Source organism: Mitsuaria sp. TWR114 (assembly GCF_007997345.1).
In genome coordinates this window covers 1-9,394 of the sequence record NZ_VOSR01000161.1, presented here as the reverse complement: position 1 = coordinate 9,394, position 9,394 = coordinate 1, and the positions used below count along the sequence as shown (strand labels likewise).

Sequence of the window (9,394 nt, the reverse complement as noted above, 5' to 3'; positions counted from 1 at the left end):
GCGGCCGAAGGTGTCGCGCAGTTCCTGCTCGTAGGCGTCCTCGATCTCGGCCAGCACGCCCAGGTCCTCGCTGGCGCGCTTGGCCAGCTTCAGGCCGGCGATGCTCTGCGAGGTCGAGAACTGCTGCGAGAGCTGCGTCAGGAACTCCTTGAACGCGAGCCGGTCGGCGTCGAACCACGACGGCTCCTGCTCGATCCGGTCCAGCAGCTGCGACAGCGCGGCCAGGCCGGCCGGATCGGTGCTGCGAGCCGCCGTCTCGCCGAGCGCGCGGATGCTCTCCTGCATGTCGTGGAACAGCATCAGGCCGACGGCGCGCACCGCCTCGCGTTCGGCGGGCTTGAGCGCGGCCTCGCCGTCCATCAGCACGATCATCTGGCGATGACGCGCGAGCAGCTCGTCGCTCTGGCGCAGCAGCGTGGCGCTGACCGCCGGATTGGCGGACGCCGCTTCCAGCGGGGCCAGCGGCTTGGGCGCGTCACCGGCCGGCTTGCAGCCGCTCGTCAGGGTCATCGTGGCGGCGCACGCCGCGGTCGTGAGGGCGCTCATCCAGACGGCGCCCTTGCGTTGACTTCTCTCTTGCATGCCTTCCCTCGAAGCTTCACGCGAGGCGGGTCGTGCCGCCTCGTCGGCGCCGCGCTGGCGCCTGCCGGAGGCCGCGCCTCGGGGGGCGGGGCGGGTCCGGAGCGGGGGCTATTGTGACCCCCTCTGTAGAATCCGCGGGTTTGTCCCACCCCCTAAACGGCCGGTCCGGCCGCGCGCGCCATGAATCTCTCCGCCCTCACCGCCCTGTCGCCCCTGGATGGCCGCTATGCGTCGCGCATGGCCGCGCTGCGCCCGCTGCTGTCGGAGTTCGGCCTGATGCACCGCCGCGTGCAGGTCGAGATCGAATGGTTCATCACGCTGTCGGATGCGGGCCTGGCCGAGTTCAAGCCGCTGCCGGCCGCGACGCGCGAGTTCCTGCGCGCACTGGTGACCGATTTCTCGGAGCGGGACGCGCAGGCGATCAAGGACATCGAGAAGACCACGAACCACGACGTCAAGGCGGTCGAGTACTGGATCAAGCAGCAGTTCGCCGGCAAGCCGGAGCTGGAGGGCGCCGGGGAGTTCGTGCACTTCGCCTGCACCAGCGAGGACATCAACAACACCAGCCACGGCCTGATGCTCAAGGCCGCGCGCGAGCAGGTGATCCTGCCGGCGCTGGACCGCGTGATCGCCAAGATGACCGAGATGGCGCAGGCGCATGCCGCGGCGCCGATGCTCAGCCGCACGCACGGCCAGACGGCCAGCCCGACGACGGTGGGCAAGGAGATCGCCAACGTCGTGGCGCGCCTGCGCCGCGCCCGCGCGGTGATCGCCGAGGTCAAGCTGCTGGCCAAGATGAATGGCGCGGTGGGCAACTACAACGCGCACCTGTCGGCCTATCCGGAGAAGGACTGGGAGTCTTTCAGCCGCTCGGTCATCGAGCAGCAGCTGGGCCTGAGCTTCAACCCGTACACCATCCAGATCGAGCCGCACGACTACATGGCCGAGCTGTTCGACGCCGTCACGCGCGCCAACACCATCCTGGTGGACTGGTCGCGCGACGTGTGGGGCTACGTGTCGCTGGGCTACTTCAAGCAGAAGACCAAGGCGGGCGAGATCGGCTCGTCGACGATGCCGCACAAGGTCAACCCGATCGACTTCGAGAATGCCGAGGGCAACTTCGGCCTGGCCAACGCGGTGCTGACGCACCTGAGCCAGAAGCTGCCGATCTCGCGCTGGCAGCGCGACCTGACGGACTCGACGGTGCTGCGCAACATGGGCGTGGCGCTGGGTTACGCGCTGCTGGGCTATGACTCGCTGAGCAAGGGCCTGGACAAGCTGGAGCTCAACCAGGCGGCGCTGGATGCGGACCTGGATGCGTCGTGGGAAGTGCTGGCGGAGCCGATCCAGACGGTGATGCGCCGCTACGCGCTGCCCAACCCGTATGAGCGGCTGAAGGAACTGACGCGCGGCAAGTCGATCACGCGCGAGTCGATCCAGCAGTTCATCCAGGGCCTGGAACTGCCCGAGGCCGAGAAGCAGCGCCTGCTGGCGATGACGCCGGGCAACTACATCGGCACGGCCGAGGCGCTGGCGAAGCGGATCTGAAGACCCCTTGGCGCCTGAGCGGCGTCGCCCATCGGCAGCCCGCATGAAAAAGAGGGCAGCGCATCACTGCACTGCCCTCGCACCTTCCGGGAATCAGGGGGTTTCGGGTGTCGCTCAGGAGCAGCCCGGAAGGCGCCGGTGCCGGGGGGAATCGGCACCGGTCAACCGTGACGGTCGATCAGAACTGGTAGGCCAGGCCCATGCTCAGTCGATCGTCCTTCTTGTTGAAGCCGTTGGCCTGCGGCATGTCGTTGTAGCGAGTCGCCTCGGCGCGCAGCGAGACGTTCTTCGTCAGCGCGTAGTCGACGCCCACGCCCAGCTTCAGGCCCGTCTTGTCCTTGTCGCCCAGGCCGTTGTTGAAGTCGCGCTGGGCGTAGGCCAGGCCCACCTTGCCGTAGACGCCGAAACCGGCGCCCAGCGGCGCGCGGGCGATGCCGTCCAGCGCGTAGACCTTGTTCTTCGCGGTCACGCCGTCGAAGCTGACCTTGCCCAGGTCGGTGTAGGAGATCTCGGCCGCGAAGTTCTCGTTGAACTTGTAGCCGCCGAAGATGCTGTAGCTGTCCGAGGTGCGCTTCTGCGAGTTGCCATCCACGCGCTGCGTCGTCTTGCCGACGTCACCACCGATGTAGTACGGGGTCACCGGGTCGGCGTGCGCCACGCCAACGCCCAGGGTCAGCGCCGCGGCGGCGACGGCGATGGCCACGAGGTGCCAGGGCCCGGAGGAACGCAGCGGCGAAGCGCCACGGCGGCGATGGTCAATGACGGATGCAAGCATGGTGGACGCACTGTGGCCTCGCTCCACCGCACCGTGCGGCAGCTCCCTCGAGGCGCGACGCGCGGAAGTATCGTCAACCGCCGCGCGGTCCGGTACACCCCTGCGCGAGCAGGTCGCGAAAAATCCAGGAACTGTCCGTCGGCCGCGACGGATGGGGCCAGGGTGCGCGACGCCATGCAGGAATTCGGGCACCGAGCCCAAAAACAAAAAGCGCCTAAGTGCTTGGTTCACTTAGGCGCTTGGGAGTCATGAGCGGTCATGACACTCGAATATGGTGGAGCCGGCGGGAATTGAACCCGCGTCCGCAAGCCTTCATCGGGCAGTTCTACATGCTTAGCTCTCTGATTTGGTTCTCGCCAACCCCGTCGCGCAGGAGCACGCTGCGGGATCAGCCAGCACCCTAAATCTCGCCGTCACCCAAGGTGCACGAATGACAGCCAGCCAATGTGAATAACCTCTCTGTGTCAGGACTTGCGTCCCTTCACCCGGCCCATCGGCCAACCGGTGAGAGGTCCGCGGGGTTTAAGCCGCGAGAGCGTACGTGTTATCGTTCGCAGTTGGTTTTTTCCAGATGGATTTACGAGGTGCCTGGCCCTCGGCATGCCCTACTCCGAATCCGTACCCACGTCGAAACCAGGTCGGCCCCAGAGAGAGAGAAGTCGCAGATTATGCCAGTCGCGCGGACTTCAAGCCCCGGGCGGCGGTAATCTTTCTGAAGTTCGATTCGCAGCGGCCCTGAACGCTTGAGCCACAGGCTCAGCGCGCGGCTCTCAGCCACTCGACGAGCTGCGATGGGGTGTCGAGAACCACGTCCGCACCCCAGGCCTCGATCGGCTCACCATCCCCCAGATAGCCCCAGCGCACGGCGATCGTCGGCATGCCAGCCGCTCGTCCCGCCAGCACGTCGCGCGCGTCATCGCCGACATATACGCACTCGCCCGGCGCGACGCCGGCCCGACGGGCGGCTTCCAGGAGCGGCTCCGGGTGCGGCTTGCTGTGCGGCGTCGTGTCGCCTCCGACCACCGCCGCCGCGCGTTCGGACCAACCGAGCCCCCGCGCCAGCGGCAGCGCGAAGCGCTCCGACTTGTTGGTCACGATGCCCCAGCTCAAGCCGTCGTCGGACAGCGCCTGCAGCATCGCAGCGACACCGTCGAAGGGGCGTGTCGCGCGAAGCAGGCGTCGCTCGTAGCGGTCGAAGAACTCGTCGCGGAGCGCGGGGAACGTCATCTCCTTCGGCGACACGCCAAAGGCCACGCCCATCATTCCGCGCGCGCCAGCGCCGACCATCGGACGCAGGCGCTCGAACGGCACTTCGGGCAGGCCGCGTGCGATGAGCATTTCGTTGGTCGCGCCAGCCAGATCCGGGGCGCTGTCCACCAGCGTGCCATCCAGATCGAACAGCACGGTTCTGATCGCAGCGCGCGTGGCCACGCCGGGAGGCGAATTCAGCATCGCCGCGCTCATGCGGGACGGCGGCAAGCCAGCAGGTAGTTGACGTCGGTATCCGCGTTCAAGGCATAGCGCTGGGTGAGCGGGTTGAAGGTCAGGCCCTTCGCGCCTTGCACTTCCAAGCCGGCGTCTCGGCACATCTGCGCCAGCTCCGACGGGCGGATGAAGCGCGCGTATTCGTGGGTTCCGGCGGGCAGCATGCGCAGGACGTACTCCGCGCCGACGATCGCGAAGAGGAAGGACTTGGCGTTGCGATTCAGCGTCGACAGGAACACCCACCCGCCAGGCTTCACGAGTTGACCCAGCGCGGTAACCACCGATGCAGGGTCCGGCACGTGCTCAAGCATCTCCATGCAGGTCACCACATCGAAGGAGGCGGGGCGCTCCCGCGCCAGATCCTCAACGGCGATCTCTTGGTAGGCGACGTTCTCGGTACCCGCCTCCATCGCATGCAATTCGGCCACACGCAGCGATTTCGTCGCTAGGTCGATGCCCAGCACGTTCGCTCCCTTGCGCGCCATCGCATCGGCCAGGATGCCGCCGCCGCAACCGACGTCCAGCGCCGTCTTGCCTTGCAAGCCGCAGAGGCCGTCGATCCAGTTCAATCGCAAGGGATTGATCTGGTGAAGCGGCTTGAATTCACTTTCGGTATCCCACCAGCGGTGGGCCAGCTCGCTGAACTTCTCGAGCTCTTTTGCATCGACATTCGCCATGGGGCGCAATGGTAGCCGAGCCCACCGGCGGGAGGCTCGATTCCGCGCGCGCCGCGCCAATGACACATCAATGAAAAAACCCCGCGAGCCTGATGGCTGGCGGGGTTTGCGGGATGGCGACCGAAGTCGCCACCGTACCGTTTACTTGACGGCGCGGGTACCGACCACTTCGATTTCGACGCGGCGGTTCTTGGCGCGGCCTTCCGCGGTCTTGTTGTCGGCGATAGGCTGCTTCTTGCCCTTGCCTTCGGTGTAGACGCGGTTCTTTTCCAGACCCTTCGACACCAGATAGGCCTTCACGGCTTCAGCGCGGCGAACCGACAGCTTCTGGTTGTAGGCATCCGTGCCGACGCTGTCGGTGTGGCCGACGGCGATGATCACTTCCAGGTTGATGCCGCCGGTCTTCGAGACCAGGTCATCCAGCTTGGCCTTGGCTTCCGGCTTCAGGACCGACTTGTCGAAGTCGAAGAAGGCGTCAGCGGCGTAGGTGACCTTTTCGCTGGTCGGAGCCACCACCGGCTTGGGCGCCGGGGCCGGGGTCACCGCCGGGGCGGGGGCCGGAGCAGCCGGAGCAGCCACAGGAGCAGCCACCGGCTTCAGGGCGCCGTCGCAGTCCTTGGCGGCCGTGGCCGGGGTCCAGAATGCATCGCGCCAGCACAGCTCGTTGGTGCCGTTCTTCCAAACGGTGCCATCCGTTGCGCGCCAGTTGTCCACGGTTTGGGCCATGACGCCCGAGGTGGCCACAGCGGCGACAGCAAAGAGCGCTGCCACGCGGTTCAGTTTCTTCATGATTCTCCTCTCAAGGAAAGCCGCAGTTGCCCTGCGAAACGTCCAATGTCGGAACTAAAACCTCAGGAGTTCCCTGACCAAGGGTTTCTCCTAGGGACGAACCGATTGTGCCATAGGGCAACAGGACGCCTCCATTCTCGCGGCACGCGCTGCAACTGTTCATGAACGTGTTGCGCAAGCACGACAAGCGCGCGCAATTAGAATCACCGACTTCCGATCTCTCCAGAGGCTGCGCACGCGTGCGCGCGGCCCCCAGCGCATGACCCAGTTCGCCAAGGAAACCCTGCCGATCAGCCTCGAAGAGGAGATGCGCCGCTCCTACTTGGATTACGCGATGAGCGTGATCGTCGGCCGTGCGCTGCCCGACGCCCGCGACGGCCTCAAGCCGGTGCATCGGCGCGTGCTCTTCGCGATGCACGAACTGAACAACGACTGGAACCGGCCCTACAAGAAGTCGGCCCGTATCGTCGGCGACGTCATCGGTAAATACCACCCGCACGGCGACAGCGCCGTGTACGACACCATCGTCCGGATGGCGCAGGACTTCTCGCTGCGCCACATGCTGGTGGACGGCCAGGGGAATTTCGGCTCGGTCGACGGCGACAACGCCGCGGCCATGCGATACACCGAAATCCGCTTGTCGAAAATCGCCCACGAAATGCTGGCCGATATCGACAAGGAAACCGTCGACTACGGCCCGAACTACGACGGCAGCGAAAAGGAACCGCTGGTTTTGCCGGCGCGCCTTCCGAATCTGCTGATCAACGGCGCGGCCGGTATCGCGGTCGGCATGGCCACGAATATCCCGCCGCACAACCTCAACGAGGTCGTCGACGCCTGCCTGCACGCGCTGAAGAATCCCGACTGCTCGATCGACGAGCTGATGGAGATCATCCCCGCGCCGGACTTCCCCACCTCCGGGATCATCTACGGCCTGTCCGGCGTGCGCGAGGGCTACCGCACCGGCCGCGGCAAGGTCGTGATGCGCGCCAAGGTGCATTTCGAGGACATCGATCGCGGCCAGCGCCAGGCGATCATCGTCGACGAGATCCCCTATCAGGTGAACAAGAAGACCCTGCTCGAGCGCATCGCCGAGCTGGTCCAGGAAAAGAAGATCGAGGGCATCAGCCACATCCAGGACGAGTCCGACAAGTCCGGGATGCGCGTGGTGATCGAGCTCAAGCGCGGCGAGGTCCCGGAAGTCGTCCTGAACAACCTGTACAAGCAGACCCAGCTGCAGGACAGCTTCGGCATGAACATGGTGGCGCTGGTCGACGGCCAGCCCAAGCTGTGCAACCTGAAGGACCTGATCACGGTCTTCCTGGAGCACCGCCGCGAGGTCGTCACCCGCCGCACCGTGTTCGAACTGCGCAAGGCGCGCGAGCGCGGCCATGTGCTGGAAGGCCTGGCGGTGGCGCTGGCCAACATCGACGACTTCATCGAGATCATCAAGCGCAGCCCGACCCCGCCGGTGGCCAAGGCCGAGCTGATGGCGCGCGCCTGGGATTCCTCGCTGGTGCGGGAGATGCTGTCGCGCGCCGAGGGCGAGACCGCCGGCGGCCGCAACGCCTACCGCCCCGAAGGCCTGCCGGCGCAATACGGCATGCAGGAGGACGGGCTCTACAAGCTGTCCGACGACCAGGCCGGCGAGATCCTGCAGATGCGCCTGCAGCGCCTGACCGGACTGGAGCAGGACAAGATCGTCGGCGAATACCGCGACGTGATGGCGCAGATCGCCGACCTGCTGGACATCCTCGCCACGCCCGCGCGCGTGACGACGATCATCGGCGACGAACTGGCGTCGGTGCGCCAGGAGTTCGGCCAGACCAAGCTGGGCGCTCGCCGCAGCGTGATCGAGCACAACGCCCAGGAACTCGGCACCGAGGACCTGATCACGCCGACCGACATGGTCGTGACGCTGTCCCACACCGGCTACATCAAGAGCCAGGCGCTGAGCGAGTACCGCGCCCAGCGCCGCGGCGGCCGCGGCAAGCAGGCCACCGCCACCAAGGACGACGACTGGATCGACCAACTCTTCATCGCCAACACGCATGACTGGATGCTGTGCTTCAGCAACCGCGGTCGCGTCTACTGGCTGAAGGTCTGGGAAGTGCCGCAGGGCTCGCGCAACGCGCGCGGCAAGCCGATCGTCAACATGTTCCCGCTGCAGCCGGAAGAGAAGATCAACGTCGTGCTGCCGCTGACGGGCGAGTTCCGCTCGTTCCCGGAAGACCACTTCATCTTCTTCGCCACCGCGCTGGGCACCGTCAAGAAGACCTCGCTGAAGGACTTCAGCAACCCGCGCAAGGCCGGCATCATCGCCGTCGACCTGGACGAGGGCGACTACCTGATCGGCGCCGCGCTGACCGACGGCCAGCATGACGTCATGCTGTTCTCCGACGGCGGCAAGGCGGTGCGCTTCGACGAGGACGACGTCCGCCCGATGGGCCGCCAGGCCCGCGGCGTGCGAGGCATGATGCTCGAGCCCGACCAGCGCCTGATCGCGATGCTGGTGGCCGAGGACGAGACGCAGAGCGTGCTGACCGCCACCGAGAACGGCTACGGCAAGCGCACCAGCATCGTGGAATACACGCGCCACGGCCGCGGCACGAAGGGCATGATCGCGATCCAGCAGAGCGAGCGCAACGGCAAGGTCGTCGCGGCGACGCTGGTCCGCCCCGAGGATGAGATCATGCTGATCACCGACACCGGCGTGCTGGTACGCACGCGGGTGGCCGAGATCCGCGAACTGGGTCGCGCCACGCAGGGCGTGACGCTGATTTCGCTGGACGAGGGCGCCAAGCTCTCGGGCCTGCAGCGCATCGTCGAGAACGATGCGAACGAGACGACAGAATCGACCGACGACGCCGCGGGCGGCGCCGGTTCCGATGCCGGCGACGCCACGAGCGCCGCGGGCGACTCCACCCCCGACGTGAAGGAATGACCTTGTTGCTGAAGTCCATCCAAGCCGGCGCCATCGCCGCCTCGCTGCTGGCGAGCCCCGTCGTCTTCGCGCAGAAGGCTGACAGCCCGCAGTCCAAGAAGGACGTCATCGCGAAGATCCTGAAGATCCAGCAGCCCGCGATCGAGGCCCTGACCATGGGCGTGCTGAGCCGCCCGGTCAACGAACTGGCCGCCAAGGCCGCGCCGGCCCTGCGCAACGTGCCCGAAGCCAAGCGCGAAGCCACCGCCAAGCAGATCGATGCCGACCTGCGCAAGTTCCTGGAAGACAACGCCAAGCCGCTGGTCGACAAGGGCATGAAGCTGGCCCCGTCGACCATGGGCGTGGCGCTGGACGAGAAGTTCACCGAGGACGAGCTCAAGCAGCTGCTGGCCTGGCTGGAATCGCCGGTGAGCAAGAAGTTCGCCGAGTCCTCGCAGGAGCTGCAGAGCCTCTACACGAAGAAGCTGATCGACGACAACGGCAAGCAGTTGGACGAGAAGTTCACCGCGCTGCAGCAGAACGTCGCCAAGCAGCTCGGCCTGGAAGCGGGTCCGGCGCCGGCGGCCTCGGCCCCGAAGCCGGCCGCCAAGCCCG

At 66.4% G+C, this 9,394-nt stretch carries 7 protein-coding genes, 1 other RNA gene and 1 pseudogene; 3 read left to right on the top strand and 6 right to left on the bottom strand.

The window, feature by feature from the left end; genetic code table 11:
• Window positions 1–546: pseudogene (locus FUT87_RS07700) on the bottom strand (polysaccharide deacetylase); the annotation flags it as partial.
• A 216-nt stretch (window positions 547–762) separates the two neighbouring features.
• On the opposite strand from FUT87_RS07700, the gene purB reads away from it, so the two are divergent.
• The gene (purB, locus tag FUT87_RS07695) at window positions 763–2,130 is read left to right on the top strand and encodes an adenylosuccinate lyase (protein ID WP_147240646.1); all 1,368 of its coding nucleotides are present in this window, start codon (window positions 763–765) and stop codon (window positions 2,128–2,130) included.
• A gap of 178 nt (window positions 2,131–2,308) precedes the next feature.
• On the opposite strand, the gene FUT87_RS07690 is transcribed toward purB, so the two are convergent.
• The 5 genes from FUT87_RS07690 to ompA all read right to left on the bottom strand — a co-directional run bounded on the left by FUT87_RS07690 (window position 2,309) and on the right by ompA (window position 5,856).
• Window positions 2,309–2,833 carry an outer membrane beta-barrel protein gene (locus FUT87_RS07690; protein WP_186830417.1) on the bottom strand — a complete coding sequence of 175 codons (525 nt, stop codon included), beginning with the start codon at window positions 2,831–2,833 and terminating at the stop codon, window positions 2,309–2,311.
• A gap of 344 nt (window positions 2,834–3,177) precedes the next feature.
• Window positions 3,178–3,551: a transfer-messenger RNA gene (ssrA, locus tag FUT87_RS07685) on the bottom strand.
• A 110-nt stretch (window positions 3,552–3,661) separates the two neighbouring features.
• Window positions 3,662–4,369: a phosphoglycolate phosphatase gene (gene gph / locus FUT87_RS07680; RefSeq protein WP_254783570.1), complete on the bottom strand. Its 708-nt coding sequence runs from the start codon at window positions 4,367–4,369 to the stop codon at window positions 3,662–3,664.
• Window positions 4,366–5,067, bottom strand: coding sequence for a bifunctional 2-polyprenyl-6-hydroxyphenol methylase/3-demethylubiquinol 3-O-methyltransferase UbiG (gene ubiG, locus FUT87_RS07675; protein ID WP_147240644.1), 702 nt, complete (start codon window positions 5,065–5,067; stop codon window positions 4,366–4,368). Before ubiG ends, gph begins: the two co-directional genes overlap by 4 nt.
• Window positions 5,068–5,208: 141 nt before the next feature.
• Window positions 5,209–5,856 (bottom strand): outer membrane protein OmpA, encoded by a 648-nt coding sequence (ompA, locus tag FUT87_RS07670; protein ID WP_091733232.1) that lies wholly within the window; start codon window positions 5,854–5,856, stop codon window positions 5,209–5,211.
• 259 nt (window positions 5,857–6,115) lie between these two features.
• Between ompA and gyrA the strand changes: the two genes are divergently transcribed.
• Together gyrA and FUT87_RS07660 are read left to right on the top strand one after the other, a co-directional pair.
• Window positions 6,116–8,800 (top strand): DNA gyrase subunit A, encoded by a 2,685-nt coding sequence (gene gyrA / locus FUT87_RS07665; protein ID WP_091733230.1) that lies wholly within the window; start codon window positions 6,116–6,118, stop codon window positions 8,798–8,800.
• A gap of 5 nt (window positions 8,801–8,805) precedes the next feature.
• Window positions 8,806–9,394, top strand: a 589-nt coding sequence (locus tag FUT87_RS07660; protein WP_186830416.1) for a DUF2059 domain-containing protein, incomplete at its 3' end; no start/stop codon positions are given.